The organism is Sorangium sp. So ce321 (assembly GCF_051530195.1).
Classification (GTDB): domain Bacteria; phylum Myxococcota_A; class Polyangia; order Polyangiales; family Polyangiaceae; genus Sorangium.
In genome coordinates this window covers 5,935,106-5,950,840 of record NZ_CP150329.1, presented here as the reverse complement: position 1 = coordinate 5,950,840, position 15,735 = coordinate 5,935,106, and the positions used below count along the sequence as shown (strand labels likewise).

The window sequence follows — 15,735 nt, the reverse complement described above, 5'->3', positions numbered from 1 at the left end:
GCCGGCTCCAAAGCCTCGGTCCACCTCGATGGCAGCCGATGAGAATTATTTTCACGCTCATGCAATGCAGCGTCGAACCTCCACCAGACGCACGGTCTCAAAGAAAAGAGGATCGGAAATGGTAAATTTTGTCATGTAAAGGAATGAGACATGGACCGGGCCCGATCTGCGGCGAGTGACCCGCGAAGGCCGCTGTCAGGCGAGGAGGACGACCGCGGCGCGTCCGGTCGGTGTCTCCTGTCGCGTCACGGAGATCCGTTCCTCCACAGGCGGAATTCCGTTTCGCTGATCGAAGAGCACCAGCCACCCTGCCCTTGCCTCCAGCCCGGCGAGGTGATCCTCGAGCTGTTCCAGGCCTTCGGCCAGCGGGGCTGCGCCCCCGTCGCGCCACACCTTGAGCGTGAGGCCGAGCACCTCCGGCCCGTAGCGCAGGCAGAGGTCCATCCGGCCCCTGCCGATGCCGTACGTTCGCTCCAGCGTTCCGCCGCCGCTCGCCACGCGGTCCAGGAACGCGGTCATGACCATGTACGGCGCGATCTCGGGGCTCGCGGTCGAGGCGAGCAGGGCCTCGCCGTGGCGTCGCCAGAAGCCGACGAACGCGCCAAGGAGCCGCTCCAGGTCCAGATGTCCGTCCGCCCGCAGCCACGTCGGCGGGAGGTGCGGCAGCGACGCGCGCGACGACAGCGCGAGCGTGCGCGCGATCAGCTCCCGGTAAATGGGGTTCGCGACCTCCACGGCCCCCCCTGGTTCCAGGCGGACCAGGCCGAGGTGCGCGACGAGGCGGACGTCCTCTTCCGGGAGCGCCTCGGGCGTCGTGCCGGCGAGCATCGGCTCGAAGACCGCCCGGAGCCGCGGTTCCTGCAGCCGATGGGCCAGTCGGCTGAGGGGCGTTCCGCGCGTGGCGAGCAGGAGCTCTCCGGCGCGCTCGACGTCGGCCAGCGCGACAGGGTGGGCGCGGTCGGGGACGAGCTGCTCGACGAGCAGCTTGGCGAGCGCGTTGACGAGCCACGGTTGACCTCGGCTGAGCGCGAACGCCCGCTCCACCGCCGCGTGCTCGAAGCGCTGGCCGGTCGCCTCCGTGTGCTGGTGGTAGAGCTCGGCGACGTCATCCCGCGTGAAGTCGGGAAGGGTGATAGAGCGGACGCCGCGGGGGAGCGGCTCCGGCGCGCCAGGATCCGTGCGGCCGGCGGCAGCGCTCGAGCGCTCGGCGTCGCCGCGCAGGCCGAGGAGGGCCAGCGTCCAGGGGGCGGCCGCAGCTGGCTGACCCAGGGAGGCCCGCAGCAGCTGCCGCAGCACGTCGTCCATGGCGCTGTCCCGGAAGGCATCGACGTCGTCGAGGAAGAGGACGAGCGGCCTGAGCAGGGCCCGCGCCCATGCCCGCAGCGCGGCGTCGAGGCGGCCGCCCGGCTGGGCGTCGGGCCGCGGAGGCGGCTGCTGCTCCGGGGGGAGCTGCGCCCTGGCGGCCTGTTCGAGCGTGTGAAGGATGGCGAGCTCGGCCGCGCCGGGCTCGTCCGGCCGATCCGCTCCGGCGAGCGTGGACACGAGGAGGGCGACGTGGCGCCCCTCCGCCGTGAGCTCCTCGGCAAGCGCGAGGAACGATGTCGTCTTGCCGACCCGACGGGGCGCGTGGACGATGAACGACTCCCGCTGTTCGACGAGCCGGCGCACGTCAGGCAGGCGGCGATGCGTCGGGAGCATGTAATGGTCTGCCGGTAGACAGGCACCGGCCGTGTTGAACCAGCGAGACACCGGCCGGAGTCTACCCCAGAAATCAGCGCCGCTTTCGTCGCGTCGGAGCGGACCTTCGAGATCGTGGTGAGGCGCGCTCTCGAGCGGCGCTACGGGCTACGGGATGAGCAGCACCTTCCCCGTCGTCGCCCGGCCGGCGAGCGCGCGGTGCGCCTCGGCGGCGTCCGCCAGCGGGTACGTGGCGCCGATCGAGATGGTGAGCTCGCCGCGGGCGATCGCGCCGAGCACGTCGCCGGCGCGCTCGAGCAGCTCCTCGCGCGTCGCCGTGTAGTGCGCGAGGGTCGGTCGCGTGAGGTAGAGCGAGCCCTTCTGGCTCAAGATCTGCGGATCCAGCGGCGGCACCGCGCCGCTCGCCTGGCCGAAGAGCACCAGCGTGCCGCGCAGGCGGAGCGCGCCCAGGCTCTTCGCGTAGGTGTCGCTGCCCACGCCGTCGTAGACGACGTGGACGCCGGCGCCGCCCGTGAGCCGGCGCGCCTCGGCCTCGAAGTCGGCCTGCCTGTACAGGATCACCTCGTCGGCGCCCGCCTCGCGCGCGAGCCGCGCCTTGTCCTCGGTCGACACCGTGCCGATCACGCGCGCGCCGAGGCGCTTCGCCATCTGGCAGAGGAGCAGGCCCACGCCGCCCGCGGCCGCGTGGACGAGGCACGTGTGGCCGGGCCCGAGCGCGAACGTGGAGCGCACGAGGTAGTGGGCCGTCATGCCCTGCAGCATCGCCGCCGCGGCGCGCTTCGCCCCGACGCCCGCGGGCACGGGGACGAGCTTCGCGACCGGGATGCGGACGTGCGTGGCATACGAGCCAGGGCTCCCGGACCACGCGACCTCGTCGCCCTCCCTCACCTCGGTGACGCCCGGCCCCACCGCCTCGACGCGCCCCGCGCCCTCGAGCCCGAGCGGGATGGGCGGCTCGATCTTGTACTGGCCGCTCCGCTGGTAGATGTCGATGAAGTTCACCCCGGCGGCCTCGACGCGGACCACGGCTTCACCGGGGCCCGGCACCGGCGTGGGGTGCTCCTCGAGCTTCATCACCTCGGGGCCGCCGGCGGCACTCGGAAGGATCGCGCGCATGCCGCCCCATGTTGTCGAGCCGGACCCGGCCGTCAAGCGGTCGGCGCAAGCAGCGACGCCGTGGCTGTCCACTTGCTGCCCACTTGCTGTCCAACGGGCGCCGTGGATCATGCGCACCCATGCCCGCTTCGAATCCTTCCGAGTCGCTCACCCAGCACAACGCCTCTGGAGCCTCCCCCACCCTCTCCGCTGCAGCGGCGCCACCTGCCGCGCCCGCGTCTCCGCCGGCCGCCTCGGCCGGCGCTGGCCCGGCAGACACCACCGCCGCGCCGTTCCCCGCGGACTTCCTGTGGGGCACCGCCACCGCGGCCTACCAGATCGAAGGCGCCGCCACCGAGGACGGCCGCGGCCCCTCCGTGTGGGACGTCTTCTCGAACACCCCCGGGAAGACCTTCGAGGGCCACACAGGCAACGTCGCCTGCGATCACTACCACCGCTACAAGGACGACGTCGGGCTGCTCGCGGAGCTCGGGGCCAAGAGCTACCGCTTCAGCGTCTCGTGGACGCGGGTCCTCCCGGAGGGCACGGGCAAGGTCAACGCGAAGGGGCTCGACTTCTACGATCGCCTCGTCGACGAGCTGCTCCGCCTCGGCATCGTGCCGATGTGCACGCTGTTCCACTGGGACTTCCCCCAGGCGCTCCAGGAGCGCGGCGGGTTCCTCCAGCGCGACGTCGCCGAGTGGTTCGCCGACTACACGACCGTCGTGGCCAGGCGGCTCGGCGACCGCGTGCCCTGGTGGGTGACGCAGAACGAGCCGCAGGCCTTCATCGGCAACGCGCTCCTCGACGGGAACTTCGCGCCCGGGCTAAAGCTCCCGTACCGGGACTACCTGACCGCCGCCCACAACCAGATGCGGGCCCACGGCAAGCAGGTGGACGCCCTGCGCGCCGCGGCCAGGGCGGCGAAGGTCGGGTACGTCCTCGCGACCCAGGTGCAGCGCCCGGCGACCGAGGACACGGCCGACGTCGAGGCGGCGCGCGAGGCGATCTTCTCGGTGTACGAGCGGCACCCGTGGAACAACGCCTGGTGGATCAGCCCGGTGCTCGAGGGGCGGTATCCGGAGAGCGGACTCAAGCTCTTCGGCAACGACGTGCCCGATTTCCCCGCCAGCGACTTCGACGAGATCAAGCGGCCGCTCGACTACCTCGGCCTCAACATGTACACGTCCGGCACGTGGCGGCAGGGCAAGGACGGCAAGCCCGAGCGCGTCGCGTCCCCGCCCGGCTACCCGCGCGCGACGCTCGACTGGCTGCAGGTGGTGCCCAGCACGCTGTACTGGGGCTCCAGGTACTTCTGGGAGCGCTACAAGCTGCCCATCGGGATCACCGAGCACGGCACCGCCACGCGAGACCAGGTGTTCCTCGACGGCAAGGTGCACGACCCGCAGCGCATCGACCTCATGCACCGTTACCTCCTCGGCCTGGCGCGCGCGGTCAAGGAGGGAGTCCCGGTGCTCGGGTACTGGGCCTGGTCGCTCCTCGACAACTTCGAGTGGGCCGAGGGCTACAAGGAGCGTTTCGGGCTGGTCTACGTGGACTACAAGACCCAGCGGCGCATCCCGAAGGACTCGTTCTCGTGGTACAAGGAGGTCATCGCGACGAGCGGCCGCTCGCTCCTCGGGCCCACCGCCGTCGCCTGGGACAACGTGACCGGCTGATCGCCGGGCCCGCGCCTCGGACCGTGGCCGGGCGTTTGGCTCGCTGCGTATACCGGGTTGGTGTACGCTGAGCCATGCTGCTCGAGTGCCGACACTGCGGCGCGCCGCTCGACGTCCGCGACGGCGAGCGCACGGCGCGCTGCCGCTACTGCGGGACCACCAGCGCTGCCGGGTCGCTCCGCACCGTGGCCCCCCGGACGCCGCCCGACTGGCGTCCTCCGGCCCGGTGGACGCCGCCGGTCCACGTCCCGGCCGACTCGCGCGTGACGCTGCGTTACCACCGCACGCGCTCGCTGATCCTGGTCCTGATCCTGCTCGGGGCGGCGCTCCCGGTCGCGATCGGCGCCGTCATGACGGCGACCGCCTCGACCGGCCGCCGCGCGACGGGGCTCGTCGGGCCGGGCGGCCGCGCGCTCGGGCCGGGCGGCCTCGCGCCGGAGAAGCTCGCCGCCGTCACGATGCGAGAGCGGGCGCAGGATCTCGCGAAGCTCCCGGGCGCGACGCTCAACGGCGCCATCGTGCGGGTGCCGCTGTCGGGCCCGGCGTGGAGCGCGATCTCCTTCGAGTGGGACCCTGCCCACCCGGATCACGTGCGCCAGTTCTACCTCAGCTGCCCCTCTGCCCACCCGGCCTACGGCGAGGTGCGGAGCCGATTGGAAAAGCTCCTGCCGAAGCGGTGGAACGGCGAGCACTTCCACTGGAGCGGAGCCTCGCTCAACTTCGGCCCCACGAGCGGCGTGCTCCACGTGAGCGTCGACGCCCCGTCGGAACGCGGCGCTCAGGGCAATCCGCACTGGAAAGAGCAGGTCGAGGCGATGTGGAGCGTCGTCCAGAGCGCCGCGCTCGGGCTGCCCGTGCAGGCCAACGCCGCGGCCGTGCGCGATCACCTCGGCGGCGGATACCCGCTCACCGCGCTCGCGAAGGTCGACGTCGAGGCGGACGTCGACGCGAGCGCCGCCGCGGTGAAGAAGGTGTTCCCCGGCGCCTTCCCCGTGAAGCGCGGCCGTCTCGCGTACTCGGTCCCGCTCGCTCACCCGTGGCTCGGGGAGGCGGAGTTCAACTGGGAGAACGCGCGCGGGGCCAGGCTGTCGACCGTGTACATCGGCCCTCTCGGCAAGGGCATGATCGCAGAGCACCAGGACCAGATCTCCGCCTGCGTCGGTGCGGGCTTCGGCATCAAGCCACGGGTCAACGAGTCGGACTACCTGGCCAAGGACAGGGATTACACCTACGTGCCGGCGGGCGGCGGCCAGATCCGGATCTATCGCCACCTCGTGACGATCGAGCTTCGCGACCCTCCCATGCCGAAGGCGAGCTGGGAGAAGGCGCTGGCGATCCTCGACGCCTGCGGCCGCTGAGCTCGGCGCGAGCTCGGGTATCGCCGCGGACGAGGCCTTCCATCGAGGGCATACCGCTCACGGACAGAGAGGCCCCGGCGCTCACCGCATGGACGGCCGCGACTCGGGTGCTGTGTGGCGCTGTGTCATCTCACGCGCTCCGCGCCTCGTTTGCGCGCGCCATGCAGCTTGACAGCGCACGCGGTACCACTGCCTACTTCGTGTCGCAGAGGCCGCGCGTCTCCCTCGTCATCAACGACGCATCTGCCGAGCGGCTGCACGGAGGAGGAGGAGCGGATGGTGCGATGCCTGGTCTCGTCTCGACGCCTGGGCCAGCGCTGCGCTTCAACGCTCATCGCGACCTCGCTGCTCCTCCTGGGCGGCTGCGGGGATGACACCGAGCCTGCGCCCCCCACGGGCGCCACGGCAGGCGGCAGCGGGGGCGACGGCGGCAGCGGGGGCGACGGGCACGGCGGCAGCGGCGGTGACGGGCACGGCGGCAGCGGCGGTGACGGGCACGGCGGCAGCGGCGGAGAGGCGTTCGATACGTACACGAACCCGCTCGCGATCAGCATTCCCGACGGAGGGGCGGTCGTGAGCTGCCCGGACCCCGCGATCCTCGGCGGCGAGGCCTCCGCGGACGCGCGCTGGTACCTCTTCTGCAGCTCGGGTCCGCTCGACGGAGACGACAGGGAGGCGGGCGGGGCCCTGCGCGAGCACCTGCTCCCGATCCTGCGGTCCGACGATCTCGTCGCGTGGACCTACGCCGGCGACGCGCTCGACGCGCTCCCCGGGTATGCAGCGGAGAACGCCGTGCTCAGGGCGCCGGATATCCAGCGCGTCGACGGCAGATACCACCTCTATTACACGATCACCGAGGTGATCGGGGGCGGCAGCGCCATCGGCGTGGCGACGAGCGACAGCCCGGCCGGGCCGTGGGTGCAGCAGGAGGTGCCCGTCGTGGAGCCGCACCCGGCGCCGTGCTGCTCCGGGTCCAGGCGATCGGTCCAGGACCCGAGCGTCGTCACGGACGAGCGCGGACAGCGGTACATCTATTACGGCGGCATTTACGGCGGCATCTCGGTGCGCGCGCTGTCGGAGGACGGGCTCGTCGCCGACCCCCTGAGCCAGACCGAGGTCGCCATCCCGAACCGGTACGAGGCTGCCCACGTCGTGCAGCGCGACGGATACTATTACCTCTTCGGCTCGGCGGCGGGCTGCTGCAGCGGGCCGCTCTCGGGATACAGCGTCTTCGTCGGGCGCTCGAAGAGCCCTTTCGGCCCCTTCGTCGATCGAGAGGGCGTCCCGCTGCTCGCGGCGAGCGTCGGCGGCACGCCGGTGCTCACCCAGAACGGCAACCGCTGGGTCGGGACGGGGCACAACGCGGTCTTCACCGATCTCGCCGGCCAGGACTGGACCGTCTACCACGCTGTCGATCGGTTCGAGCCGTACCTCGAGGAGACCGGCGACGGCCTCCGGACGAGGCGACAGCCGCTCCTGGATCGGCTGGACTGGATCGACGGGTGGCCGACCGTTCGCGGCGGCCAGTGGGCGTCGGATTCGCCGCAGCCGGCGCCCGCCGCGCGCGAGGGCGACCGGGGGCATCAGCAAGTGGAGCCGCCGGCGGACGACGCGCCGGGCGCGGCGCTCGACGCCTACTCGGACGAGCTCGACGGGGCCGCGCTGGGCGCCCAGTGGCGCTGGGTGCGCGAGCCGGCCGCGGGCACGTTCGGCCTGAGCGGCGGCGGCCTCCGGTGGAACACCCAGAGCGCCGACCTCTTCGAGGACCTCGACAGCGCCTCGGTGCTGCTCGAGCCGGCGCCCGCCGACGACTACATGGTCGAGACGAAGCTCACCCTCGATGTGCCGCCCGAGGGGTGCTGCTTCAACTTCGCGCAGGCGGGGCTGGTCATCTACCGGGACGACGACAGCTTCGTGAAGCTCGTCAGCTACTCGAGCTGGGACACGCGGCAGATCGAGTTCGCCAAGGAGGTCGCCCCGGCGCAGGCAGGGTATCCGCGGTACGGCAGCATGGTCCTCGCCGCCACCCGGAGGACGGTCTGGCTCAGGCTTATCCGGCGCTCGGGCGACGGCGGCGAGCGCTACACGGCGTACTCGAGCCTCGACGGCGAGACGTGGGTGCGGGGCGGGACGTGGACCCACGAGCTCGGCGCAGAGGCGCAGATCGGGCTCGTGTCCATGGGGGCCCCGGACGGCACCACGTGGCCTGCGACGTTCGCGTATGTCCGCGTCCATCGCTTGCAGCATTGACGGGGCGCGCCGAGCGAGACGCGCCGAGTGAGAGCATGACGATGAACGATTGTCTTGTCTACGCTGGTTCCCGGGATACTGCCCCTCGCGGCGGGGCGCGCGGCCCGCAGCGCCGGCGAGGCGCGGCGGCGCGCCTCGTCGACGGGGCGGTCCTCGCGCTGGCGCTCGTCGCGTGCGGCACCGACGCCCAGCCGCCTGGCGGCAGCGCGACGGGCGCTGCCGGCGGCTCTGGCGGCGGGACAGCCGGCTCCGGCGCCACCGGCGGCTCTGATGGCGGCTCCGGCGGCGGGACAGCCGGCTCCGGTGCCACCGGCGGCTCTGATGGCGGCTCCGGCGGCGGGACAGCCGGCTCCGGCGGCGGGACAGCCGGCTCCGGCGCCACCGGCGGCTCTGGCGGCAGCGGCGGCAGCGGCGGCAGCGGCGGCAGCGGCGGCGCCGTGTACACGAACCCGGTGATCCCGGGGGATTTCGCGGACCCTTCCGTCATCCGCGTTGGCGACGACTACTGGGCGACGGCCACGAGCTCCGAGTGGGGCGCGCCATTCCCGCTCCTCCACTCGACGGATCTCGTGAACTGGGAGCGGGTGGGCTCCGTGTTCTCCGAGCTCCCCTCCTGGGCCTCAGGGAGCCTCTGGGCGCCCGAGATCAGCGAGGACGGCGGCCGCTACCATGTCTTCTACACGGCGCGGCAGCACGGCGGCCCGCTGTGCGTCGCCGCGGCCAGCGCCGAGGCGCCGGAAGGGCCGTACACCGACCACGGGCCGCTCACGTGCATGGAGGTCGGATCCATCGACGGTTTCCCGATCCGCGACGAGAACGGCGTCCGCCACCTCGTCTGGAAGGAGGATGGGAACAGCGTCGGAGCGCCGACGCCCCTCTGGGCGCAGGAGCTCTCGGAGGACGGCACCGAGCTCCTCGGCGCGCCTGTCGCGCTGTTCCAGAACGAGCCCTCGTGGGAGGCGAACCTCGTCGAGGGGCCCTATCTCATGCGGCATGGAGGCCACTTCTACGCCTTCTACTCGGGCGCGGGCTGCTGCGGCAAATCGTGCAGCTACTCGCTCGGCGTGGCGCGCGCGCCGGGCCTCCTCGGGCCCTGGGAGAAGAACCCCGCGAACCCGATCCTCGCCGGCAACGAGGTCTGGAAGTGCCCCGGCCACGGCAGCGTGGTGGACGACGGCGGCGGGCGGTTCTTCCTGCTCTACCACGCGTACAGCGTCGAGGACTCGGTGTACGTGGGCCGCCAGGGCCTGCTCGACGAGGTGATCTTCGGGGCCGACGGCTGGCCGACGATCCGAGGCGGCGACGGCCCCAGCGCCACCGCCGAGGCGCCCATCGCGCCCCAGGCGCCGTGGCCCGCGGAGATCGTCGACGAGTTCGACGGCGAAGCGCTCGACCCGCACTGGCAGTGGCCCGCGGCGGCGCCCCCCGGCGCGGCCCTCGATCCGGCCGACGGCGGGTGGCTCACGCTGCAGGCAGCGCCGGAGGCCCCGGAGAGCCACCTCGGCGCCGTCGTCGGGCGCCCGACGCTGCGGGGCGACTACGAGGTCACGACCGAGCTCGCTGTCGAGCCGGACGTCCAGGCGGGGCTCGCGGCGTACGGCGACGGCGCCAGCGCCGTCGGGATCTCGGTGGGCGGCGGGATCGCCGCCGTCTTCCGCCTCGCGAACAGCGCCAGCGAGGTGGTGGCGGAGACGAGCGCCACCGGCGGCGCGCAGCTCCGGATGACGGTCGCGAACGGGCACCTCTTCCGCTTCGCGATCCGCGCCGACGGCGTCGCCGACTGGGCCCCGCTCGGCGGCATCGTCGACTCCGAGGCCGGCGCCGACCTGCCGCCCTGGGACCGCGGCGTGCGCGCGGCGCTCTTCGCGATCGGCCCGAGCGGCGCCTCCGCGCGGTTCGCGTCGTTCCGCATGGCGCAGCCGGCGCGCCAGCCCTGAGGCCCATCGAGCGCCCGCGGGGACGCCGGTCGACTCGGCGCTCAGGCGAAGCCCTGGAGCCCGAGCTGATCGAAGAAGCCCTTGTCGTCCTCCTGCAGCCACGCTTCGCGGAGCTGGCCGTCCTCGATCCGGTACATGGCGAAGCCGTGCTTCTCGTAGCGCTTGCCCGAGGGCTCCGCGCCGAAGAGCGGACCGAGGTGCGTCCCGCGCTCGACGTAGTGGGCGACCACGAGATCGTTCTCCGCCACGAGGTCCAGCAGCTCGATGACCACATCGGGGAACGCCTGCCAGTACAGGGTCAGCAGCTGCATATAGCCCTCACGTCCGGGCTTGCAGAGCGGGTGATGCACCGTGAACTCGGGGTGCATGATCTCGCTCCACAGCTCGGGCCTGCGCTGGGTCACGGCCTCGAGCAGGTGACGTCGAACGAGCTGCTTGTTCGCTTCAGCGGACATCTGTGTAAAATCTCCTCCGATCATAAATTTACACAGTACATCCGCGTGCGTGGGGATGTCCATCCCCTTCCCTGCGCGGCGGGCGCCGCGCAGGTTGCGCCCGTCGTCACCCGTAGTCGCCCGTAGTCACCCGTAGTCACCCGTCATTGCCCCGCCGTCGCCCGCCATGTCGAGCCGGGCAACCGGATGCAGATCGAGCACTTCACCGGCGAGCTCGCGGCGAGCGGCGTCCTCCGCGCCGTGGGCACGCCGGAGAGGCCCATCTGTCACGACGTTCAACGGCGCCGTCATCTTCAGCGAGGCGCCGAGCAGCGCGTTCATCCAGCGATCGACGATCCGCCACGTCGCCGGCCACGGCGTCACCCGCGGGTGGACGGCACCCCGGGGCCCGGCTTCGTCACCGGGAACACGTTCGACGACGTGAGCGGATGCGAGCAGACGCGCCCCTGGGTCGAGGGCCAGTCATGCCCCGACCCGGAGCCCCCCTCCCCGACCCGGAGCCCCCCTGCCCGGAAGACTGACGCGCCTCAGCGCGGCACGTCGACGGGCACGAAGCAGGAGATGTTCGTCTCGATGTGGAAGTTCGACCCGTCGGTGTGGCGCTCCGCGTGGAAGATATCCATGTTGTAGGTCGTGCCCGGGTAGATGCCCAGATACTGGGCCTGCGCATCGAAGTCGATCACGCCCGACTCGGGCCCGTGCATGGCGCCGAGGTCGAGGGCGAGCTTGCCGTTGACGAAGATCCACATGTCGTCGTCGCCCCGGAAGCTGAACTCCTGGCCGGCGACGTAGCCGAACTTGAGGTGGATCTCGGTGGTGAAGCTGAAGTTCTGGTTCTTGCCGTTGGGCGGGTCGATCCCGAACCCCTCGTCCGGCAGCAGCGGGAAGAAATCCGAGCTGTCGAAGATGAACTGACCCGATCCGGCCGCCGACTCGTGGAGCTCGAGCGTCTTCTCGAAGGTCATGTTCACCCCCGGCACGTCCCGATACCACTGGTCGAACGTAGCTTTGCCGTTGATGACGAGCTGGTTCGCGGTCGCGTTTTCCTGGCAGTCGAGCGGCGTCTGCAGGTTCGGGGGGCAGCCCACCGAGTCGAGGAACTGCGGCTTCTGCTCGGCGTCGAGCTCCGGCTTCACGAGCTTGCGGCGAACCCCGTCGCCCCGGAAGTCCATCTCGAAGTCCGGGTGCATGCCTGTGAAGTCGCGGTAGACGACATTGAGGACGCTCTTGCACTCGCTGTCGCCGCCGCCGGCGCCGCCGGCCCCCACGGTCACGTTGCCGCCCGAGATGGAGCCGATATCGTCGACACCCCCGGTGCCGCTGCCGCCCGTCGGCGTCCCGGTGACCGTGCTGCTGCCAGGATCGGAGGTCGTGTCGCCGCTCCCCCCCGTGTCTTCGGGCTCACCGGATCCAGAGGAGCACGCCATGGCGGCGACGGCGAATGTAAGCAAAAAGAAGGATCTAGGGGACATGGGAAGCACTCCTGGCAAGCTGTAGGACAACCACACCGGATCACTTTTGTCAACCGCGTCGCGTGGCGGCCATTTACTTCAACCACGCTGGAGCTGGCGGGACGTGCCCGAGGCGACGGCCACGGCCGCGCAACCTCGTGACGTGGCGTCGACGTGCGCGCGCCACGTGCGACGCGCGGCGGAGGCGGCCGCGACAGCCGCACTGCCGAGCTCGACAATCGCTGTCGACAGCGAGGGATGAGAGGTCATGACAACAAGGGAACGCCTTACTCCTCTTTCCGTCTCTGCCCAACGTCCGGGGCCGTCCAGATCAGCAAAGCTCTCCCCGACGATCCGTCGCGGGAGACACGATGAACACGATCCTGATCAACGAGCCGCTGCACGCGCCTCCTGAACGAGCATTTCGTCGCAAGGTGAACGTCGCCAGCCCGGAGAGGGCGCTCTCTGCGCTCGGCGGGGGCGCGCTGCTCCTCTATGGGCTCGGCCGGCGATGGCCCGGAAGGCTCGCGCTCGTCGCCCTGGGTGGGGCGCTCGTCGCGCGCGGCGCGACCGGCCGCTGCCATGTCTATGGCCTGCTCGGCGTCGACACAGCGCGCCGGGAGGCGGCGCGCCCGCTCTTCGCGCACGACGCCGCGCAGCCGGCCGCGCTCGCCAGCGGGGCGCGGGGCGCGATCCGCGTTCAGCGGAGCGTCACGATCGGCAGGCCGCGCGAGGAGGTCTACCACTTCTTGCGCGACCTCTCGAACCTGCCCCGGTTCATGGAGAAGCTGAAGGAGGTCCACGAGCTCGGCGCGGGGCGCTATCGCTTCTTCCTCGCCGGGGCGCTCGGCAGGCTGGTCGAGCGGGAGGTGGCGCTCGTCGAGGACATCGCGAACAGCCGGATCGCCTGGCGTGAGACGGCGCGCGACCGGGGCGCCTGCGCGGGCGAGGTGACGCTGGCCAAGTCGCCGTTCGGGCGCGGCACCGAGGTGAAGGTGGTCCTCGAGGTCGATCCCCCTTCCGGCCTGCTCGGCCGCGTCGTGACGGCGCTCCGCGGCGGAGGGCCCAGGGCGGCGCTGCGCGGCGACCTGCGGCGGCTGCGGCAGCTCCTGGAGACGGGCGAGACGGCGACGGCAGCACCCGTAGCCGCACGGGCGGCGGACGCCCGTCAGGGCGAGGCGGGCTGATCCGGCGCGGCCGGCGCGTCGCCGCAGCCATTCGGCTCCATGCCGGTGATCCAGGCGCGGATGAGCGCGATGCCGTCCGCGTCCGGGAGGCGATTCGAGAGCTCCGGCATCTTGATCTCCGGGTCGGTCGAGCCCATCCGGAAGACCATGATGCTCTCGTCCGGGGCCCCGGGGACGATATCGAAGGCGTTCCCGCCCGTCCCCGCGCCCGCCGCGGCCGCCACCTTGCACACGCCGTTCTTGGACGGCTCGGTCTCCCAGCCGAGCAGCACGAGCCCGCTCACGCCGCCGCCGCCGCCCGGGCGGTGGCAGTGGGAGCAGTTGCCGTGCAGGTATGCCCGGGCGCGGGCGTCGAGCGGCGCGTCGCCAGCGGGATCAGGGAAGCTCGGCAGCGCCTCGGGCGCCCCGAGAGGCTCGCGGAAGAGCCCCCGCTCCTCGAGCCAGGCGAGCTGGTTCCGGGGCGCCCCGTCGACCATGATGTCGCGGTTCAGCTGCGGGGTGATCAGCCCGAGCACCTCGGTGCGGTCGTCGCGCTCGTGGCAGCTGTTGCACTGGTTCGTGTTGGGGACGAGGTACTTCGCGCGCGCCGGGCTCCCCGATTCATCGATCGTGTCGAGCTCGATCCGGGCGCCCGCGATGGTGCGGGTCGCCTCGGTCTGCTCCTCGTTCCAGACGTAGGTGTGCGGCTTCCACCCCTTCTCCCCGAGGATGAGCAGGCGCGTCTCGAGGATGCGGGCGGCGCCCTCCGGCTCGCGCCGATCGAGCGACAGGAAGAACGTCTTGATCACGATGGTGCCGAGCGGAAACTGCCAATCTTCCACCTCGCCCACCGCGACCTTCTCGCCCTCCGGGAGCACGAGGAAGCGCCCCTTGCCCGCGTGATCGGCCCAGAGCGGCGCGGCGACCGTGTAGGGCACCACGCCGGCGCCCGGCTTCAGGTCCGCGAGCGCGCCCTCGAAGAAGCCGTACTCCGACAGCGTGTCGTACGGCATTGCCTTTGCCGGCGGATCCGGATCGGGCGGATCGGGCTGATCCGGCGGATCGGGCTGATCCGGCGGATCGGGCTGATCCGGCGGATCGGGCGGCAGCGCGCTGACCGGCGGGGTACCCTCGCCGCAGCCGGGCGCCGCGAGCGCCCCGAGCGCCAGGCTCGCGGCGACGACGGCGCTAAGGCTGCTCTGGAAGCGGATCATAGGCGCACGCGACAGCCGATACATCCTGGCTCTCCTCCGGCAGCTCGCCGCAGAGGTTGAAGTTCACGTACGTGGCCTCGGGCTCGGACACGCAGTTGGTGAGGTGGCCGTCGTCCTCGGCGCTCGCGTCCGTGCACCCGTCCCACGCCACGTCGGGCATCGGCCGGATCGACGTGAACTCGGAGAAGAACGGGAGCGGGTCCGCCCCGTTCTCCTCGTAGACATTGTCGTGGATGAAGTTGCCCTGCGGGAAGAGGTCGAAATCGGGGTTCATCACCTCGCCGAGCAGCATCTCGTTGTAGCTCACGATCGCCACCGCGACCGACTGGTTGCCGCGGATCTCGTTCTCGTGAACCTCGTTGTCGTCGGACGCGAGGATCATGATGCCGAGCCCGGACGGCAGGCCGGAGACGACGGTGCCCGGGGCGGCGAAGTTCGGGCCGTTGTTGTTCTCGATCCTGTTGCCGTACACGTTGGCCCGCTTGCCGTCCTGGACCGGCAGATCCGGCAGGTTGAAGAGGAGCACGCCGCCCGCGTTGTCGTGGGTGTGGTTGTCGCGCACGACAGCGTCCGTCGAGTTCTCGATCTCGATGCCGGCGACGTTGCCGTACGCCTCGTTCGAGGCGACGAGGATGTCCTGCGACTGGCCCACGTAGATCCCGGCGTCGCGCGCCCCCTTGACCACGCAGCGCTCGATCAGGACGTCGGTCGAGCCGACCGGGTAGAGGCCGTACGCGCCGTTGTCGTCCGAGGCGTCCGCCTCCCACATCACGGCGACATCGCGGAACGTGATCCCCTGCACGCTGTCGGCGCGGATGCCGTCGCCCGGCGTGTTGCGCACCTGGAGCGCCTCCACGGTGACGCCGTCGCTCTGGATGAGCAGCCCGTTGCCGCCGGTGTCCTGGTCCGAGAAATCGAGGATCGTCTCGTCCTTGCCCGCGCCGACGAGCGTCACGTCCTCGACGTCGAGCGACACCTCGGTGGTGAACGAGAACGTCCCCGCCTCGAAGCAGATCGTCGCGCCGGGCTCGGCGTCGATGAGCGCCGTCTGCACGGTCGTCGTGTCGTCGTCGCCCGGCGCGAGCCGGACCGAACAGCCATCCTCGCCCCCCTGGCCGCCGCTGCCGCCGTCGCCCCCCTGGCCGCCACTGCCGCCGTCGCCGCCCGCGCCGCCGGTACCCCCGCTGATCGGATTCACGCCGTTCTCGCTGTCGCCGCACGCGACCGCCGCCGCCGCCAGGCTCAGACAGGCTCCCAGAACGAAATTTCGATGGAATTTCACGCCCTCACGGTACTGGAGCGCGCCCAGGTTGTCCACCTCCGCCAGCGGCCGAGTCGCGTCGGAAGGCTGCACGGGACGCGTGGAAGGCGGGAGCGCTCCTTTGCTGATCTCGGCGTCTTCCCCTTTCATCGCCGCGACGCTCGGCGCTGG

General features: G+C 71.5%; 12 protein-coding genes. 5 read left to right on the top strand and 7 right to left on the bottom strand.

From position 1 onward, the window contains the following. Nucleotides 1-195: 195 nt before the first annotated feature. Nucleotides 196-1,698, bottom strand: coding sequence for an ATP-binding protein (locus tag WME89_RS21845; RefSeq protein ID WP_438011058.1), 1,503 nt, complete (start codon nt 1,696-1,698; stop codon nt 196-198). 147 nt (nt 1,699-1,845) lie between these two features. Next, on the bottom strand, nt 1,846-2,814 hold the full coding sequence (locus tag WME89_RS21840; protein ID WP_438011057.1) for a quinone oxidoreductase family protein: 969 nt from the start codon (nt 2,812-2,814) through the stop codon (nt 1,846-1,848). Nucleotides 2,815-2,933: 119 nt separating this feature from the next. Between WME89_RS21840 and WME89_RS21835 the strand changes: the two genes are divergently transcribed. The 4 genes from WME89_RS21835 (at nt 2,934) to WME89_RS21820 (ending at nt 10,017) form a co-directional block, all read left to right on the top strand. Beyond that, nucleotides 2,934-4,472, top strand: coding sequence for a GH1 family beta-glucosidase (locus tag WME89_RS21835; protein WP_438011056.1), 1,539 nt, complete (start codon nt 2,934-2,936; stop codon nt 4,470-4,472). Between the two features lie 74 nt (nt 4,473-4,546). Continuing rightward, nucleotides 4,547-5,830 carry a hypothetical protein gene (locus WME89_RS21830; protein WP_438011055.1) on the top strand — a complete coding sequence of 428 codons (1,284 nt, stop codon included), beginning with the start codon at nt 4,547-4,549 and terminating at the stop codon, nt 5,828-5,830. A 276-nt stretch (nt 5,831-6,106) separates the two neighbouring features. Further along, a complete protein-coding gene (locus tag WME89_RS21825; RefSeq protein ID WP_438011054.1) occupies nt 6,107-8,080 on the top strand; it encodes a family 43 glycosylhydrolase in 1,974 nt (657 codons plus the stop codon). 41 nt (nt 8,081-8,121) lie between these two features. Next, complete coding sequence (locus WME89_RS21820; RefSeq protein ID WP_438011053.1) at nt 8,122-10,017, top strand: family 43 glycosylhydrolase; 1,896 nt, start codon at nt 8,122-8,124, stop codon at nt 10,015-10,017. A 41-nt stretch (nt 10,018-10,058) separates the two neighbouring features. On the opposite strand, the gene WME89_RS21815 is transcribed toward WME89_RS21820, so the two are convergent. From WME89_RS21815 to WME89_RS21805, 3 genes are all read right to left on the bottom strand, one after another. After that, nucleotides 10,059-10,472 carry an ester cyclase gene (locus tag WME89_RS21815; RefSeq protein ID WP_438011052.1) on the bottom strand — a complete coding sequence of 138 codons (414 nt, stop codon included), beginning with the start codon at nt 10,470-10,472 and terminating at the stop codon, nt 10,059-10,061. 126 nt (nt 10,473-10,598) lie between these two features. Beyond that, nucleotides 10,599-10,793: a hypothetical protein gene (locus tag WME89_RS21810; protein WP_438011051.1), complete on the bottom strand. Its 195-nt coding sequence runs from the start codon at nt 10,791-10,793 to the stop codon at nt 10,599-10,601. Nucleotides 10,794-10,999: 206 nt separating this feature from the next. Beyond that, nucleotides 11,000-11,944 carry a fibro-slime domain-containing protein gene (locus WME89_RS21805; RefSeq protein ID WP_438011050.1) on the bottom strand — a complete coding sequence of 315 codons (945 nt, stop codon included), beginning with the start codon at nt 11,942-11,944 and terminating at the stop codon, nt 11,000-11,002. Nucleotides 11,945-12,294: 350 nt separating this feature from the next. Here WME89_RS21805 and WME89_RS21800 point away from each other — a divergent pair, with 350 nt between their 5' ends. Further along, nucleotides 12,295-13,110 (top strand): SRPBCC family protein, encoded by an 816-nt coding sequence (locus tag WME89_RS21800; protein ID WP_438011049.1) that lies wholly within the window; start codon nt 12,295-12,297, stop codon nt 13,108-13,110. Here the strand turns inward: WME89_RS21800 and WME89_RS21795 are convergent. Both WME89_RS21795 and WME89_RS21790 read right to left on the bottom strand, forming a co-directional pair. Beyond that, nucleotides 13,092-14,303, bottom strand: coding sequence for an SO2930 family diheme c-type cytochrome (locus WME89_RS21795; RefSeq protein ID WP_438011048.1), 1,212 nt, complete (start codon nt 14,301-14,303; stop codon nt 13,092-13,094). The two genes, WME89_RS21800 and WME89_RS21795, sit on opposite strands and share 19 nt — an antisense overlap. Beyond that, nucleotides 14,278-15,714: a parallel beta-helix domain-containing protein gene (locus WME89_RS21790; protein WP_438011047.1), complete on the bottom strand. Its 1,437-nt coding sequence runs from the start codon at nt 15,712-15,714 to the stop codon at nt 14,278-14,280. Before WME89_RS21790 ends, WME89_RS21795 begins: the two co-directional genes overlap by 26 nt. Nucleotides 15,715-15,735 lie beyond the last annotated feature (21 nt).